Origin of the sequence: Pseudoalteromonas sp. SG43-3, from assembly GCF_014164385.1 — a bacterium.
GTDB classification, from domain to species: domain Bacteria; phylum Pseudomonadota; class Gammaproteobacteria; order Enterobacterales; family Alteromonadaceae; genus Pseudoalteromonas; species Pseudoalteromonas distincta.
The window spans coordinates 87,035-102,989 of the sequence record NZ_JACJFC010000007.1 but is presented as its reverse complement, the minus strand read 5'-3'; the positions used below and the strand labels follow the sequence as shown (position 1 = coordinate 102,989).

16 protein-coding genes are annotated in these 15,955 nt (G+C 38.3%); 8 read left to right on the top strand and 8 right to left on the bottom strand.

Annotated elements, in window-relative coordinates:
* Positions 1–39 precede the first annotated feature (39 nt).
* From H5157_RS08320 to H5157_RS08300, 5 genes are all read left to right on the top strand, one after another.
* Positions 40–822, top strand: a complete 783-nt coding sequence (locus tag H5157_RS08320; RefSeq protein WP_259395072.1) for a MipA/OmpV family protein — start codon at positions 40–42, stop codon at positions 820–822.
* Complete coding sequence (locus H5157_RS08315) at positions 812–1,195, top strand: DUF3019 domain-containing protein (protein ID WP_024597091.1); 384 nt, start codon at positions 812–814, stop codon at positions 1,193–1,195. Before H5157_RS08320 ends, H5157_RS08315 begins: the two co-directional genes overlap by 11 nt.
* A 24-nt stretch (positions 1,196–1,219) precedes the next feature.
* The gene (locus H5157_RS08310) at positions 1,220–1,924 is read left to right on the top strand and encodes a response regulator transcription factor (protein ID WP_024597092.1); all 705 of its coding nucleotides are present in this window, start codon (positions 1,220–1,222) and stop codon (positions 1,922–1,924) included.
* A gap of 19 nt (positions 1,925–1,943) precedes the next feature.
* Positions 1,944–3,236, top strand: a complete 1,293-nt coding sequence (locus tag H5157_RS08305) for a HAMP domain-containing sensor histidine kinase (RefSeq protein ID WP_024597093.1) — start codon at positions 1,944–1,946, stop codon at positions 3,234–3,236.
* Between the two features lie 204 nt (positions 3,237–3,440).
* Positions 3,441–4,796, top strand: a complete 1,356-nt coding sequence (locus H5157_RS08300) for a sodium-dependent transporter (protein ID WP_182724520.1) — start codon at positions 3,441–3,443, stop codon at positions 4,794–4,796.
* 78 nt (positions 4,797–4,874) lie between these two features.
* Here H5157_RS08300 and H5157_RS08295 read toward each other — a convergent pair whose 3' ends face one another.
* The gene (locus H5157_RS08295; RefSeq protein ID WP_004335742.1) at positions 4,875–5,324 is read right to left on the bottom strand and encodes a GNAT family N-acetyltransferase; all 450 of its coding nucleotides are present in this window, start codon (positions 5,322–5,324) and stop codon (positions 4,875–4,877) included.
* A 69-nt stretch (positions 5,325–5,393) separates the two neighbouring features.
* Positions 5,394–6,137, bottom strand: a complete 744-nt coding sequence (locus H5157_RS08290) for a sporulation protein (protein WP_004335740.1) — start codon at positions 6,135–6,137, stop codon at positions 5,394–5,396.
* A gap of 266 nt (positions 6,138–6,403) precedes the next feature.
* On the opposite strand from H5157_RS08290, the gene H5157_RS08285 reads away from it, so the two are divergent.
* Together H5157_RS08285 and H5157_RS08280 are read left to right on the top strand one after the other, a co-directional pair.
* Positions 6,404–7,978: a cation:proton antiporter family protein gene (locus H5157_RS08285; protein WP_004335737.1), complete on the top strand. Its 1,575-nt coding sequence runs from the start codon at positions 6,404–6,406 to the stop codon at positions 7,976–7,978.
* 350 nt (positions 7,979–8,328) lie between these two features.
* Positions 8,329–8,550 carry a DUF3820 family protein gene (locus tag H5157_RS08280; RefSeq protein ID WP_024594942.1) on the top strand — a complete coding sequence of 74 codons (222 nt, stop codon included), beginning with the start codon at positions 8,329–8,331 and terminating at the stop codon, positions 8,548–8,550.
* A 91-nt stretch (positions 8,551–8,641) separates the two neighbouring features.
* On the opposite strand, the gene H5157_RS08275 is transcribed toward H5157_RS08280, so the two are convergent.
* The 6 genes from H5157_RS08275 to ilvY form a co-directional block, all read right to left on the bottom strand.
* Positions 8,642–9,889, bottom strand: coding sequence for an ATP-binding protein (locus tag H5157_RS08275; protein WP_182695457.1), 1,248 nt, complete (start codon positions 9,887–9,889; stop codon positions 8,642–8,644).
* Positions 9,890–9,914: 25 nt separating this feature from the next.
* A complete protein-coding gene (locus H5157_RS08270; RefSeq protein ID WP_024589922.1) occupies positions 9,915–10,607 on the bottom strand; it encodes a response regulator in 693 nt (230 codons plus the stop codon).
* Between the two features lie 14 nt (positions 10,608–10,621).
* Positions 10,622–11,002 (bottom strand): DUF3019 domain-containing protein, encoded by a 381-nt coding sequence (locus H5157_RS08265; protein ID WP_024594944.1) that lies wholly within the window; start codon positions 11,000–11,002, stop codon positions 10,622–10,624.
* A gap of 1 nt (position 11,003) precedes the next feature.
* Complete coding sequence (locus H5157_RS08260; protein ID WP_024594945.1) at positions 11,004–11,816, bottom strand: MipA/OmpV family protein; 813 nt, start codon at positions 11,814–11,816, stop codon at positions 11,004–11,006.
* Positions 11,817–12,216: 400 nt separating this feature from the next.
* Complete coding sequence (locus H5157_RS08255) at positions 12,217–13,263, bottom strand: GGDEF domain-containing protein (protein WP_182715995.1); 1,047 nt, start codon at positions 13,261–13,263, stop codon at positions 12,217–12,219.
* Positions 13,264–13,379: 116 nt separating this feature from the next.
* Positions 13,380–14,285, bottom strand: a complete 906-nt coding sequence (ilvY, locus tag H5157_RS08250; RefSeq protein ID WP_024594947.1) for an HTH-type transcriptional activator IlvY — start codon at positions 14,283–14,285, stop codon at positions 13,380–13,382.
* Between the two features lie 141 nt (positions 14,286–14,426).
* On the opposite strand from ilvY, the gene ilvC reads away from it, so the two are divergent.
* Complete coding sequence (gene ilvC / locus H5157_RS08245; protein ID WP_182724519.1) at positions 14,427–15,899, top strand: ketol-acid reductoisomerase; 1,473 nt, start codon at positions 14,427–14,429, stop codon at positions 15,897–15,899.
* Positions 15,900–15,955: the final 56 nt, after the last annotated feature.

The following is a 15,955-nucleotide window of genomic DNA, read 5'->3' as shown; positions in this document are numbered from 1 at the left end:
ATAACATTGCTTTTTTGCTTTATTTTTAGCACCACAAGTATGGCAAGTAATCGCTATTATGCAGACAATACGTTAGAGCCAACCCAAGGCTTTGCCTGGGATTGGAGTGCAGGTGCGGGCTTTTATATTGAAGATTCTTACCTAATCGGTATCGAATCTTACGATAAAGGCGTTGAGCTTGATTTAAGTCTTGCTGTTTCTTACGATAAATTTTATCTTGATTTTGATCACAATCAACTCAGCGGTGGTCTTGTAATTGGTTACAGCCTTATAGATAAATTTGATTGGGGCTTAGATATACTTGGCACAAATACTCAAGCCGGGTTTGACGAAAAAGGCCTCGGGTTTTATAACCACGGTGTTATAAAAGAACTCCAAGGTATTAAAAAACGTAATTACGATTTTGATGTTGGTCTTAGGCTCTCGCGCCGATTTGAAAATTCACAATTCTCCTTTGAATACCTTCATGACGTATCTGGTGCCCATAATGGCTGGGTTATAAATAGCTTTTTTACCCACATTTTGCCATGGCGAAACTGGGAGTTTAGATCTGGTGTTGGTTTAAGCGCCTACTCTGCTGACTTTACCAATTATTACTTTGGCATTGATAGCGATGAAGCCACCAGCCTTCGCCCGATTTATAGCAGCAATGCCAGTACTAGTATCATCTTTGAGTTCCATGCTGAATATCCAATAAGCCAAGATTGGGTGTTTTTATCCGGTTGGCTTACTACATGGTTTTCAAAAGAAATTGACGACAGCCCAATTATTTCCCAAGGATATCAACATAAAGCCAAGGTAGGCCTACGTTATGTATTTTAGATGGATCTGGGTATTACTGATCTTTCCCAGTACCTTTACTGTTAAAGCGCAGGACCCCCCTGAAGCACTCATAGCACTACCCGACACTTGCGTTGCACTGCGCGAAGGGCGTAATTGCTATGCCGATGTTACACTTACGTGGGAGCAGCCTATCATTGGTAATTACTGCCTACGCGATGCAACTTCAAAGTACATTATGCAATGTTGGCTAAAGCAACAAAGTGGTACTTTTAATTATGCTTTTGACTCACAGCAAAGCATTTCATTTGAACTATTTGATAGCAATACATCCAAAGTCATCAGTACAGCAGAAGTAAAACTACAATGGGTTTATCAAAACAGACAAAAAAAACGCCGCTGGCGACTATTTTAATACCAATCGTATTAGGGATATTTTATGGATAACTACGGCACTATTTTACTTGTTGAAGACGATGCATCACTAGCGCAATGGGTTGCTGAATATTTAACAGAGCAAGGCTATACAACGCATGTTTGTCATCGTGGTGACGAAGTTGTTAGCCAGGTCAAAACGTTAAACCCAAATATTGTGCTCCTTGATATTATGCTCCCGGGGCAAGATGGTATTAGCGTATGTAGAGAGCTTCGTAGCTTTTATAATTCGCCTATTATAATGCTCACCGCACGCGATGAAGAGATGGATGAAGTTATTGGTTTAGAAGTTGGCGCAAGCGATTACATAATGAAACCGGTGCGTCCACGTGCATTGCTAGCGCGAATAAAAGCAGCACTGCGTCAAAATAATGAGCCAAATAAGCCGCAGGTTAGCCAAAGCGTTATTCAAGTTGGTGCACTTAGTATTAATACCGAATCTAGAAATGTGACCCTTAACGAGCAAGATATAAACATATCAAGCGCCGAATATCTATTATTACACTACCTTGCAAGCAATGCAGGTCAAGTTGTCTCACGCGATGCCGTATTTAAAGCTACGAAAGGTAGAGAATACGATGGGCTTGATAGAAGTGTTGATGTACTTATTTCTGCACTTCGTAAAAAATTTAATGATGATCCACAAAACCCTGAAAAAATTAAAACTATTTGGGGCCGTGGATATTTACTTGTTTCTACCGCGTGGTAATAGAGCGATGAATAAATAAATGAAAAAGTTTTATATATCGCTTCTAGGCAGTGCACTTTTATCTATTGTGGTATTGGGCTGGCTTATTGATGCTTTTAGTCAACAAGCGCATACCCCACAAGATGAATTTAGTCAGCAAAGTAAAATGATCATGGGTTTTAATAAGCAGTTAGCTAACATACCTACATCTGAGCGCAGCGATTATGTAAAACAACTAGCCCGAGAGTTTGATGTTTTAATTGACTACAAGCCAAATGAGTCACTCGCTTTACCACCTTCTTTATTATTACAAATGCACACGCCAGGTGGGCTGATTTTAGAAGATCAGCAAGGCTTTTATATGCTTTATAGTAGCGACGTTTTAAATCCTTTTCACTTATCAATGCGCTTAGATAAAATTTTTGATAGCGAGCAGCATAACGACATTATATTAACTCTACTATTTTACGCAGGCCTATGTGTATTTATGGGGTTTATTATCGCGCCCTTAGCTAAACGGCTAACTGTCTTAAATGAAGCCGCTAAAAAGTTTGCCTCTGGTAATGTTCATGCCCGAATAAAGGTATCGCACTTTACCTATATAAAAGATGTGGAACTTACTTTTAACCGCATGGCTAGCCAAATAGAGAAACTTGTCGCCGAAAACAAACTAATGGCCTCAAGCTTGTCTCACGACATACGCACTCCTATCGCGTGCCTGCGATTTGGTTTAGATGCGGCATTAGATAGCCATGATGAGCAAAAAGTAAAACAGTATTTAACCCGTATGGAAAACGATTTAGATCATATGGAATCGATGCTTAGTAGCTATTTAGCATTTGCTACTTTAGAGCAAAACGCGAATAAACTAACCTATTCATCAACCAATATTAAATCCTACCTTGAAGATATTTTAGTTCAACTTGCACCAAAACTTGAAATGCAAATGCTCAACGTACAGCTCAATAGTACAGATAAAATAATAAATGCAGATCTTCACTGGCTGGCTCGTGCAATTACTAACTTATTAACTAACGCATGTGATTTTGCAAACCAACATATTTACCTCAGTGCAAAGTTACACGAGCAACAGCTTATAATAACGGTAGAAGATGACGGCCCTGGTATCGCACAAGAGAACTTTAGTAATGTATTTAGCCCATTTTTTAGAGAGGAAGATCACCGTAACAGAGCCGATAAGAGTTATGGCCTTGGCCTAGCCATTGTTACCAAGGTAGCTGATTGGCATCATGGCAGCGTTAAAGTAAGTAAAAGCACCCAGTTAGGGGGGGCGTGCTTTACTCTCACTATTGCACAGCACCATAATCCGTAAAGCAATAGTTACAGACTGTAATTAACAATTATTAAACAAAATCAACTCGTTATTTTAAACGACTTAATAACAACAATTAAAATCGATGGTTATAACATACACTTTACTTATTAATTTGTGCTAGATCAGCAAATAAGCACTTTTTATTTTTTTACATTTCCAGTAGATTGTCACCGCCGTCACACAATAGAGAAGTACAATAATATGAGCGCAGTTAGAGGCGAGTTTAGCTCTCGCTTTGGTTTTATTATGGCCGCCGCGGGTTCTGCCGTTGGTTTGGGCAATATTTGGGGATTCCCTACACAAACAGCAAGTAATGGCGGTGCTGCATTTTTAGTCGCATATTTAGTGCTTGCGTTCTTTTTAGCCTACCCCGCTTTAATGGCTGAACTTATGATTGGACGTCATGGCCAAGCAAACGCAGTGTCATCACTTCAAAAAATATCTAATAAGTCATGGCAAAAACACTTTGCTTTTGCTGTTGGTTTTGGCGGTATTTTATGCGCTGGCTTTATACTAAGCTTTTACGCCATTGTTGCCGGTTGGATGCTCAGCGCCACAGCTGAACCCATTGCCACTTTAGTTGGTGCCAACACAGCATCTACATGGTTAAGCGAGCAATCACTTACTCGAAATATTATATTCACTATGATCTTTATCGTACTAACTGTCGCTATTATAAGTAGAGGTGTTGAAAACGGTATTGAAAAGTGGTCTAAGCGTTTAATGCCTGCACTTTTAGGCATTTTATTTGCACTTATTGCTTATGTGATGACGCAAGATGGTGCTATGGAAGGCTTAAAAGCCTACTTAGTTCCTGACTTTTCATCTATTTTTGACGCAAAACTATTAGTAAGTGCACTAGGGCAAGCTTTCTTCTCTTTATCGCTTGGCACTAGCGTAATGATTATTTACGGCTCGTACATTAGTAAAAAAGAAAATCTTGTTTCTTTAGGTGCCTATGTGACCCTTATTGATGTATTCATAGCCTTTGTTGCAGGTTTACTGATTATTCCGGCTATGTACGTAGCACAAGCTCAAGGCGTTGAAATATTCTCGGCCAAAACGGGTAAGCTACTCTCTGAAGATACATTAGTGTTTCAGGTACTCCCCGCATTATTTGATGGAATGGGCGAAGTTGGCTTATTTGTGGGTTTTTCATTTTTTGCGTTAATGAGTATTGCCGCTTTAACATCATCTATTTCAATGTTAGAGGCGCCAGTATCATACACCGTAGAGCGCTTTGGGATGAAACGCGTTCAAGCAACGTGGTTAATTGGGGCGCTAATCGCTGTCGTTAGCATTACAATTGTGTGTAACCTTAGCAGCTTATTTGGCTTAGTAATCACTCTCACTACAAAAGTAGCTCAGCCTTTACTTGGTCTTATGTGTTGTATATTTGTTGGCTGGATTTGGTATAGAGGCTCATTACTAAAAGCAATTCAAGAGGGTAACCCAGAGGTTCACAATACATTGTTTTGGAAAATATGGCCTTGGTATACTAAGTTTGTATGTCCACTGGCTATTGGCATGGTGTTTTTACACTCACTATTGAGCTAAATGATACCTTAGCCTTAAAATAGTTTTAAATAAAATAGCCCACATTAGTGGGCTTTTTTATAGCTGCTTAAATTGGATTTATTGAGTGAGTTTTAAAATCATATCTTGATGAGGTATACCGTCTTCTAGATATTCACTTTTGTAATCTTCAAAGCCAAAGGAGCGGTAAAAATCAAGTAAGTAGGTTTGTGCGCCAATATAAATATCTCGTTCAGGCCACCGCTCTTTACAGCATTCTATAGCTTTACTTACAAGTACAGTGGCGTCGCCTTTGCCACGCGCACTTTTACTTACCAGCACGCGCCCTATTGCGCTGTATTGCTCATTTTTTTCATAGCATCGGGCATAAGTGTGTAGCCGCCCATTGTCTAGTGTATATAAATGCTGTGTATTTAAATCAATATCTACATCATCAAGTTCAGGGTAAGGGCACGCCTGCTCTACAACAAATACGTCTACACGTCCTCGCATAATAGTAAAAAGAGTATGCGCATCTAAAGCATTAAACTGCTCACATTTAAATTGCATTTTAAATCCTATAAACAATAAACCCAGCCTAGGCCGGGTTTAATAAAATTATTCACTTGTTAGTTTATATTAAGCAAATAAGCGCTCTAGTTGGTCGCACAACTGCGATAAATTCACGTGGTCATGCTCTATCGTTAAATCTACATAACCATCGCCTCTAAAGGCCCTGTCTAGCTCTATAAGCACATGTGTTTTATGTGCCTCTGGTACAAATGACAACTCAATCTCTTGAATGCCAAATAAACTACGGCTATTTGGCTTATATTCAAGTTCCTGATAACAACCCGATAACGATTGAAATGTTGAAGCGCGCAAATGGCCTTTTTCTACATCAGCCTTCATTAAGCTAAAACCTAGCTTTTCCATCGCCTGCATGCACGTTTTAACAGCTTCATTAGGGTAAATATGTAAATGGTCTTTATCGCTCGGATCAAGTGCTAAATCAATATCTAAACCTGTTTCAAGCCATACATGTGATTGATTATAACCTGCATTAATTTCTGTAATAGGTGTTTCAGAATGAAGACGTGCTTCAAAAGGGATACTTTTAACTTCGCCCGGCTCAATTGTACCTATATCTGTAATTCGCCATTGGTCAATCACATGATTGGTAAAATAATCGCCATCATCACCTGCCACTTTAACACGGGTCATAAGTAACAAATCTAAGCCTGCAATATCTTGGCTAACATCACCTGCGGTAATGACTATTTGTGCGTTAAAAAGCTGACCTGGTTGTAGGTGTTCAGTCTCTAAAACAGTATCTACTTTTGCAGCACCAATACCTACCGACGCTAAAATCTTTTTAAACATATATTTCTCCTTAAGCTGAGCGGTTCTATTATTTGCTCATGCTTAAACTTCTTCGTTATCGCATCTTAACCATATTTAAAAGCCAATGTCAGTGAAAAAATGTTATTTACATACTATTTACGATTAAATATATGTTTGATGCGTATTTTTTATACACAGCTAGGCAAGTATTTGATTAGACGCGTTCATTTTTAGGTCTATTTTTATTTTCAATGGTATAAATTTTTCGTTACACTGCAACCCCAAATGAAGTGATATTAAGAATTATGGAACTAATCTATTTTGCCGCCGCGTTTGTGTGTGGTTTTGCTGTTTATCAGTTAAAGCTGCCTCCTCTTATTGGATTTTTATTAGCAGGTTTTGCTTTAAACTTATCGGGTTATAAAAGTACAGAGTTGCTCGATACAATAGCAGCACTTGGCGTAACCCTTCTTCTTTTTAGTATTGGTTTAAAGCTAAAGGTAAACAGTTTAATTAAACCCCAAGTGTGGGCGCCTGCAACATTGCATATTATTTTTAGCAGCGCGCTTTTTAGTGGCTTTATGTTATTGCTTGGTGTTTTCGCTATTCCACTGTTTATTGATTTAAGTTGGCAAAGTGCTTTATTAGTTGGGTTTGCGCTTAGCTTTTCAAGTACTGTCTTTGCAGTAAAAGTGCTTGAAGAACGCGGAGAAATGGCAAGCCTACACGGTAAAATAGCCATTGGTATACTAGTCATGCAAGATATCTTTGCTGTTATCTTTTTAGCGATTAGTACAGGTAAAATTCCAAATGTATGGGCAATTGCATTAATAATTGCTCTGCCTTTATTACGGCCTGTCATGTATGGCGTATTAAATCGCTCTAAACATGGTGAACTATTACCACTATTTGGTTTTTTCTTTGCTTTAGTTGCTGGTTATCATGCATTTGAATTTGCAGGATTAAAAGGCGACCTAGGCGCACTCATAATTGGGATGATGTTTGCACCACATAAAAAAGCAGGAGAACTATCAAAATCTCTGCTTAATTTAAAAGACATATTATTAGTCGGTTTTTTCTTAAGTATTGGCTTGAGCGCAGAGCTAACCACTAGCTCATTAATCGTTGCTATTATACTTGTTTTAGTTTTACCTATTAAAATAGCGCTTTATTACGTGTTCACAAATATATTCAAACTACGCGCACGTACATCATTACTTACCGCCTTTAGTTTATCTAACTACAGTGAATTTGGGTTAATTGTATGTGCAGTAGCTGCTAGCACAGGCATGATCACTTCTGAGTGGCTGGCCGTAATGGCAATTGCTGTTTCTATTACCTTTGTAATTGCCTCGCCGTTAAATAAGCGCTCAAACGAGCTATACGTAAAAATAGAGCACTGGCTATTAAAGTTTGAAAGCAAAACTCGTTTAGCTGAAGAGCTACCTGTTAACCTAAACGATACTAAAATAGTCATTTTTGGTATGGGACGTATTGGTACTGGTGCTTATGAAACAATCAACGCGACTCACCCAAATGTTGTTGCAGGCATAGATATAAAACCTGAAGTGGTAGATAAGCACGTTAACAGAGGCCGCAACGTATTAATTGCTGATGCAACAGATCCTGACTTTTGGCAACGAGTAAATCATTCGCAAGTAGAAATGGTCATGCTTGCAATGCCAAAGCATATGCAAAATATTTTTGCGCTAGAGCAACTACAAGCCTCAGGTTATAAAGGCCAAGTAACAGCTATTGCAAACTACCCTGATCAACAAAAAGAGCTAGAAGAAATGGGTGTTCATTCTACTTATAACTTTTACTTAGAAGCAGGTAGTGGTTTTGCAGAGCACGTTAAACAAGAGCTATTTAACGAATAATCACTTTTTATAACGTCTATAAATAACAAAGCCTTAAAATCATTAAGGCTTTGTTATTAGTTTTTAAATGAAAAGCAATTCTATTTACATTCCTTTACAAGCCATTTCACCACGACCATAAAAAACAGGTAGACTATCCATGTTGGTTAAATAAAACCCCATGTTCTAATAATAACTTAATTAGATCCCAGCTAATTAAAGTTCAACTAGGTTTATATTAATCAACAAAAAATTATTAAATCAGAGGGCCTACTCCCTCGCAAAATAGGCTGTTTCTTGCCCGTCACAGCCTATTTTATATTTCTAAAATCCCTTACACTTACGCAGACTTTAAAACCTAAGTAACTCTTATGGATCCAAAACAATTAAAAATAGCTGTAAATACAACGATGCCTTTTGGGAAATATGCTGGGCGCCCTTTATTACTACTACCAGAACCTTATTTGGTGTGGTTCAAACAGCAGGGATTTCCTAACTCGAAACTTGGTAGCCAACTAGCGATGATGTATGAGGTTAAACTAAATGGCCTTGAGCAAATGTTAATGCCATTACTTGAAAAAAATAAAAAATAATTGAGAACTTTTTTAAATACTTGCGGTCTATTATATTGCTACTTGTTGATTTTGGTTTTTAACCGCAAAAAAAGCGCCTTAGGCGCTTTTTTTATGTCTTAAATTTGAGAGGTAAATATACAATAAATTTAGCACCACCTAAGCTTGAGCTTTCTGCTTTACACTCTCCTTGGTGCCACGACACAATTTTAGCAACTATAGCAAGCCCTAAACCAAAGCCACCAGTGTCCTTGCCTCTACTTTTATCTAATCGAGTAAAAGGCTTAAATACGTTTTCTCGCTCAACGGGGTCAATCCCTTCACCATCATCTTCAACAATCAATACGATGTGAGTTGCCTCTTGTAGCAATGAAATTTTGACTTGTTGATGAGTGTATTTGAGCGCATTGCCAATTAAATTTTGAAATACTCGCGCCATAAAGTGGCTATCACAGTAGTAATTTAAATGCTCAGGGAGGTTTATAGAGAGCGTTGTTCTAGCTTCAAAATTTAGCTTTTCAACAGTGGTTTTTACCAGCCCAGCTAAATCGCAGTTTATTGGCTGTAAACTTGGTTGTTGAGAGTCTAATCGCGCGTATTCAAGCATTTCAGAAACTAGTGACTCAAGCTCACTAATATCTGTTTGCATGTTTGTTAGGTATTTTTCGCCTTTTTCGTCAAGCATTTGTTCTTGTAGCATGACTATTGCAAACTTTAAACGTGCTAGTGGTGTTCTAAACTCATGCGACACCGATGAGGTAAGTTCTTGCTGCGCACTAAGTAAAAACTCAATACGTTGCTGCATTACCTTTAATGTATCAGTTATAGGTAAAAAGAAAGACTTAGAAGAGTCATTTAGTTGAAAGTCTTGCAAACCCTCTACCGCTTCACACGCTTTACGTAGCTTTTCAAAGTCACGCCAGAGTAAAAAGCTCCATAGCCCAACTGGTATACCTACAATAATAAGTAGTAATAAATACGGCCAAACAGAAGATGATTGCTGCGTTAATACGCCTACCGGTCCTACTTGAAGTAATGAATCATTACCGAGATCTACATACCAAACAATGCGTTGTTGCTTATCATACAAATATAAGTAGTGGTTTTGATTTAGCTGCGATTGTTGTTTTTGAGGAAGTATTAAATCACGTCGTTCAATCACTTTACTTTCAAAGTTATGCTTTAGTTTTTTAAGACCATTTGGGGTTTGTGAAAGCAACCACAGTGATTGCCCAAACTCATCGTCTAAGAAGACCTGCTGCTGCGACTCTTCATAGGGCCACAGCTGCTCAATAACACCACTTACAACAAATAATGAAACAATGATATATAAGTATAAGCTGGTAAACAGTTTTCCCATTACAGCCGATTAACCTTAAATAGTTCTAAAGATCCCATGCATCAGAAACAAATAAATAGCCTTGTCCCCATACGGTTTTTATACGATACGGCTTATCACTATTATCGCCTAATTTTTTACGAATTCGTGATACGCGTACATCCACAGTTCTATCAAGTCCGTCGTATTGACGGCCAATCATATGTTGGTGCACATGTTCTCTGCTTAGTACTTCACCCGCATTTGACGCTAATAGCCATAGTAGTTCAAACTCGTGCGAAGTTAATACAATCTCTGAATCACTTAGTTTTACAATACGGCTTGTTTTATCGATGACTAAATCACCAAACTGCAGTTCTTCACTAGACTTTACTATTGGTTGCCCACGTCGTAGTAATGCATTGATCCGCGCTAGTAATACACGTGGCTCTGCTGGTTTTATTACATAATCATCAGCACCAAGTTCTAAACCAAGCACTTGGTCGAAGTCTTCGCCTTTAGCAGTCAACATTAAAATTGGTAGAGTAAATTTATCTCTTACTTGGCGGCAAACGCTAAAGCCATCTTTACCTGGCAGCATAACGTCTAGAATCATTAAATCGGGTGTATTGTTTTCTAGGTAATTAAACACTTCGTCACCACGCTCTAACACTTCGACTTCAAGGCCATTATGTTCAAGGTAATCTTTTGTTAGCTGTTGTAAACCGAGATCATCTTCAACAAGTAAAATTTTTGGCATTAGTTGCTCCTAAATTAAAAAAAGCTCCACGGAGAGCGAAGCCTACGCCTATTTTTTTTAGCATGGGCGCTTTGTACTTCAACCTGTGTTTTTGCTATTAACACACCCGTATGAGGATTGATTAAGGAGTATATGGTCTCCACCTGAACACGCGCTTTATAATTAAATTGCCCAGAACGCTGCTGCTGCCAGCATTGAAGTAGTTGTTCTTGTTGATACAAACAGACATCACTATAGGTGTTTAATAGCCATTTAAACTGTAAATCAAGATCGCAAAAATCCTGCTGTTCGGAAACCACGCAGACTTTTGGAGAAACACTAAAAACAGGGGTTTGTGCCACACTAAAACCACTAAAAAAAGTGGTAATAAACACAACTAATATTGAATACTTCATATTAAAAAGTACGATCGAATCCTATAAATGCAGTCATTGAATAAGTACGTTCAAAGAGCGGACTGCCATCCATAGCCGAATAGTCGTAATATGCTACATGAAAACGAAGAGAGTCAGCCTTACTCAGTGGCCAACGGGCGTCGATTTTAGCATAAGGTTGCCAACTACTACCAACGTCTATTTTGCCAAATTGAGTTTCACCCTCATTAAGTCCATAAAAATAGCTATTTAGTTCCGCAGATTTATAGTTTATTCCAAGTGTTGGCTTTATTTTAAGCTTTCCTAGCACAGTATGATATTGCCACTGCAATGCACCGCGTACACCTCGATAAACATCGGTTATATCATGCAGAGCCTGAACTGAAAAAACATGGTCATCATTTACATAGTGATATGCAATACCCGCATCCAAGGCAATTTGCCGTTTATGCAAATTATCAATATCAGCGTAGCGAGAGGACGAGGCTTCATTTTGCATTACAAACTGATTATTAAGAGCACTACTTTGCAATGCAAATACATTTTTAGGGTGCCAGTCTATAAAAAAGCGAGATTCAGAGTTGAGTTCACTAACTAGATTAAAGTGATGCTTTGGGGATTGTGAAAATGAATAGCCAAGGCGGCCATTATCAAAAAACCATTGCTCTGCATAAAACGCAATTTGTGGAATAAGCACAAGCGGAATATTATCTCCACCATGCAAAGGGTTGGTTATAACTCCAGCCCCAACGCTTAAACTCAAATGCAGGCGATCAGTTGTTATATCTTGCTCTGTATAATCGTCAGCATGCTTGCTTGCCTGTGTTGCTTGCACCGAAAGGCAAGCAAACAAAGTGCTAAAACATAGAGCAGTTAATAAGGAGAAGGAATACCGCATCAGCGTACATCAAAGTATTAAATTAAGTAAGTTCCCCATACTAGCAAGGTCTTTTTAAACTAGCTCTAGCTGGTTACAATTATTCACAATTTGTATACACAAATGTTAACTTTTGTGTTTTTGAAGTGACAAACCCTTCAAATTAGTTATGTGCGTTGGCTAAGCTGGCACTGCTTTGAGAAACTTTGGAAATGAGGGATAACCTCGCAAATGCTTTAATTCAAATAAAATCTGCAGGAAGCCAACTCTAACAACTTTTTTTATTAACCTTACAAGCTACTAGGTTACCAAAGTTAATAGCGGCTTTAGCCGTAATAAATCAAGCTTCTGATGCTTATTAAATATCAGGGGCTATTTCTATTCGGTTTCGGCCATGTGTTTTTGCGATATATAAGGCTCTATCTGCACGCTCAACTAAAACTGAGCTATTAGTAAATGGACGTAAAATAGCTAAACCAAAACTTGCAGAAATAGCACGTTTAGCTGTTATATCATGCTTTTTACGAATCGCTAATTTCGCAATAGCTAAACGTATACAATCGGCAAACGCTATTATATCGTTAATAGTGTCAAAATAAGCTGTTATACAAAACTCTTCGCCACCGTATCTATATATATTTGCTGTTTCAGTTGTATTTTCTCTCACTTTTTTGGCAACTAACCTCAACACTTCGTCACCCTTTTGATGACCAAAGTCATCGTTAAAACGTTTAAAGTGATCAATATCAAACATAATTAGTACGGCAAGAGAATCTTCCTGTGCTTTCTCTGAGTATTCTAAACAAAATTTTACGATATCTGAATCAAACTTACCTCGGTTATAAAACCCCGTAAGCGTGTCGGTGTCAGCTGCTTCTTTTGAAATATTAAGTGCTTCTTTTAAATCTTTTATTTCGTTGTAAGCAACAGCTAACTTAGTTTGAAATTCTCTAGCATAATCCTGCATAGCAATAGAATCGTCGGTTAAGCGCTCTACACAACCTAATATTTCATTATAAGAATTTACATCAGCAAGCATATTTAATTCATTTTGTGAATCAACTAAACTTGTTGTAAAGCTTTTGGAATGTTCAAGCGTGGTGCTTATATCTTGCTGGACTTGCTCCATGGTTGTATGGAACTTTTCAGTCATTTCTTGAAAGAAAGCCAGATCGTCTTGCGTTAAATGCTTATCAAAAATTTCTTTTGCTTTGTCTTGTGAGCATGTTTGTTGCTCAGCAATAACATGGTCTAATTCAGCATTTAATGAAGGGTTACTCCCTTGAATGTAACAGTACCAAATTGCATAGTTGATAGGCGTAACCGGCATGCGGTATTTTACCATCAAAGGAATCGCCTTTTTAAGGCATTGAGCAGAATGAGCAAGTGATACGGCGTGGTTCATAAATAAACTCTCAAGCGTCATTGTTTTTATTATTAGCACTCAATGTTAAGTAATAGTAAACTCATACGCAACCTATATTAATACTATTTAACTAATTTACTTGATCTGTGTGTATATTAAATTGCTTTTGCTTCTAAAGTTTGCGCAATATTCCACAACGCACTGATTGCAGGGTCATTTAACTCTTTTCTTAATACCGCCAAACCGATATCAAACCCTTCAGGTGCTTGCATTTTTGGTGTTAGTATTTGTACCTTATCCTGCAGCGGGCTGTTATCTAGCACTATTTTAGGGACCATAGCGACACCTAGTCCTAAGCTCACCATAGATACCATTGCTTCATGTCCTGCAACTTGAGCGTAGATTTTTCCGTGAATATTATTTTTGCGCCACCAATGCTCTAACCTTTGGCGAGAAAAACCTTGTTCTGGGACAATAAACTCTAAATCAGACCAATTAATATCATCACTATTTTGTGTAAGCTTTTGTGTGATCGGACATTGAATTTTTGGGCCAATTAATAAAAGTGGTGAGTGCCCAATATCAACAAAGGCAATTTGCGACGGTAATTTATTAGGCTTAGCTGCAATTGCCATTAATTCGTGGCCATCTAGGACACGATTTATAGCAAGTGCTGGGTCACCGGTATTTAATGTTATTTCTATGTACTGATGCTGCGCACGAAGTTGTTCTAATATTTGATGTAAAAAACTATAAGATGCAGTTACAGAACAATAAATACTTACTTTGCCGTAAATATGCTGTTGTGGGTCTTTTACATTCGTTTTAAAACGTTGCCAATTAGCAAGCGTTGCCGTTGCGTAATCAATAAAGGACTCCCCCTCACGCGTTAATTTAACACTTCGGTTATCGCGGATAAACAATGCCACTCCAACTTCTTCTTCCAAATGTTTTATATTTCGGCTCAAAGTGGGTGCGCTTATGTGGCAAAGCTCACTTGCGCGCCCAAAGTGAAGTGTTTTAGCCAACGCTAAAAAGTAGTTTAAGTGCTTATGTTCCATCCAACCCCCCCCTGCATTTCATATTATGAAACACTTTAATTCAAATATATCATTTTACGCAAGCAACGATTTTACATATGGTGTTTGTAAGCGCAGTAAACATTGCGCATCTAACAAACATGACTTTATAGGACACTAACAATGGCGAATTATTTCAATACCTTACCTTTACGCGAGCAATTAGCGCAATTAGCGCAATGTGAATTTATGGACGCAGGCGAATTTGCCGATGGCGTTGATGCACTTAAAGGTAAAAAACTAGTTATTGTAGGCTGTGGCGCACAAGGTTTAAACCAAGGCTTAAACTTACGTGACTCTGGTTTAGATGTTTCTTACACATTACGCGCATCAGCTATTTCTGAGCGTCGCCAATCATTTTTGAACGCATCTGAAAACGGCTTTACTGTTGGCACTTACGAAGAACTAATCCCAACAGCTGATGTAGTACTTAATTTAACACCAGATAAGCAACATACTGCTGTAGTAAGTGCAATTATGCCGCTTATGAAAAAAGGCTCTACACTTGCCTACTCTCATGGCTTTAATATTGTTGAAGAAGGCATGCAAGTACGTGAAGACATTACTGTAATCATGGTTGCGCCTAAGTGTCCTGGTTCTGAAGTACGTGAAGAATACAAACGCGGTTTTGGTGTACCAACTCTAATTGCTGTTCACCCAGAAAATGACCCTCAAGGTCATGGTTTAGCACAAGCTAAAGCGTATGCAGCAGGGACTGGCGGACACCGTGCAGGTGTACTTAAATCATCATTTATTGCTGAAGTTAAGTCAGACCTAATGGGCGAGCAAACCATTTTATGTGGCATGTTACAAACTGGCTCTATTTTATGTTTTGATAAAATGATAGAAAAAGGCGTTGATGCGGGTTATGCATCAAAGCTAATTCAATACGGCTGGGAAGTAATTACCGAAGCACTTAAGTACGGCGGCGTTACAAACATGCTTGACCGCCTTTCAAACCCTGCAAAAGTAAAAGCGTTCGAACTAAGCGAAGAGCTAAAACTAATTATGCGCCCGCTTTATAATAAGCATCAAGATGACATCATCGACGGCACTTTCTCACGCACTATGATGGAAGACTGGAATAACGATGACGTAAACTTACTTAAATGGCGCGCTGAAACAGCAGAGACTAACTTTGAAAAGACCCCTGCTGGCGATGTAGAAATCTCAGAACAGGAATTTTTTGATAACGGTATTTTAATGGTAGCAATGGTAAAAGCAGGTGTTGAACTTGCTTTTGAAACCATGACAGCAGCCGGTATTATTGAAGAGTCAGCTTACTACGAGTCTTTACATGAAACGCCATTAATTGCTAATACTATTGCACGCAAAAAGCTTTTTGAAATGAACCGTACAATTTCTGACACTGCAGAGTATGGATGTTACCTATATAACCATGCATGTTTACCATTACTTGCAGATTTTATGAAAAAAATTGATACAGATGTTATTGGTAAAGGCCTTGGCGAGCACTGTAACCAAGTTGATAACCAAACATTAATTCAAATTAACGCCGCCCTTCGTGAACACCCAGTTGAAAAAGTAGGTGCTAAATTACGTGGCTACATGTCAGCAATGAAAAAGATTGTTTAACCCTAAACGATAAATGTTTCGCTTGTTAGAAACCAAGCCCATATGCTTTGCTTATG

Excerpts from the sequence above, each read along its gene's own strand:
- H5157_RS08265 (WP_024594944.1), bottom strand. The coding sequence starts at position 11,002 with ATGAAGTATTCAATATTAGTTGTGTTTATTACCACTTTTTTTAGTGGT.
- H5157_RS08315 (WP_024597091.1), top strand. The coding sequence starts at position 812 with ATGTATTTTAGATGGATCTGGGTATTACTGATCTTTCCCAGTACCTTT.
- H5157_RS08295 (WP_004335742.1), bottom strand. The coding sequence starts at position 5,324 with ATGCAATTTAAATGTGAGCAGTTTAATGCTTTAGATGCGCATACTCTT.
- ilvY (WP_024594947.1), bottom strand. The coding sequence starts at position 14,285 with ATGGAACATAAGCACTTAAACTACTTTTTAGCGTTGGCTAAAACACTT.
- H5157_RS08290 (WP_004335740.1), bottom strand. The coding sequence starts at position 6,137 with ATGTTTAAAAAGATTTTAGCGTCGGTAGGTATTGGTGCTGCAAAAGTA.
- H5157_RS08270 (WP_024589922.1), bottom strand. The coding sequence starts at position 10,607 with ATGCCAAAAATTTTACTTGTTGAAGATGATCTCGGTTTACAACAGCTA.
- H5157_RS08300 (WP_182724520.1), top strand. The coding sequence starts at position 3,441 with ATGAGCGCAGTTAGAGGCGAGTTTAGCTCTCGCTTTGGTTTTATTATG.
- H5157_RS08275 (WP_182695457.1), bottom strand. The coding sequence starts at position 9,889 with ATGGGAAAACTGTTTACCAGCTTATACTTATATATCATTGTTTCATTA.
- H5157_RS08280 (WP_024594942.1), top strand. The coding sequence starts at position 8,329 with ATGGATCCAAAACAATTAAAAATAGCTGTAAATACAACGATGCCTTTT.
- ilvC (WP_182724519.1), top strand. The coding sequence starts at position 14,427 with ATGGCGAATTATTTCAATACCTTACCTTTACGCGAGCAATTAGCGCAA.
- H5157_RS08285 (WP_004335737.1), top strand. The coding sequence starts at position 6,404 with ATGGAACTAATCTATTTTGCCGCCGCGTTTGTGTGTGGTTTTGCTGTT.
- H5157_RS08320 (WP_259395072.1), top strand. The coding sequence starts at position 40 with ATGGCAAGTAATCGCTATTATGCAGACAATACGTTAGAGCCAACCCAA.
- H5157_RS08255 (WP_182715995.1), bottom strand. The coding sequence starts at position 13,263 with ATGAACCACGCCGTATCACTTGCTCATTCTGCTCAATGCCTTAAAAAG.
- H5157_RS08310 (WP_024597092.1), top strand. The coding sequence starts at position 1,220 with ATGGATAACTACGGCACTATTTTACTTGTTGAAGACGATGCATCACTA.
- H5157_RS08305 (WP_024597093.1), top strand. The coding sequence starts at position 1,944 with ATGAAAAAGTTTTATATATCGCTTCTAGGCAGTGCACTTTTATCTATT.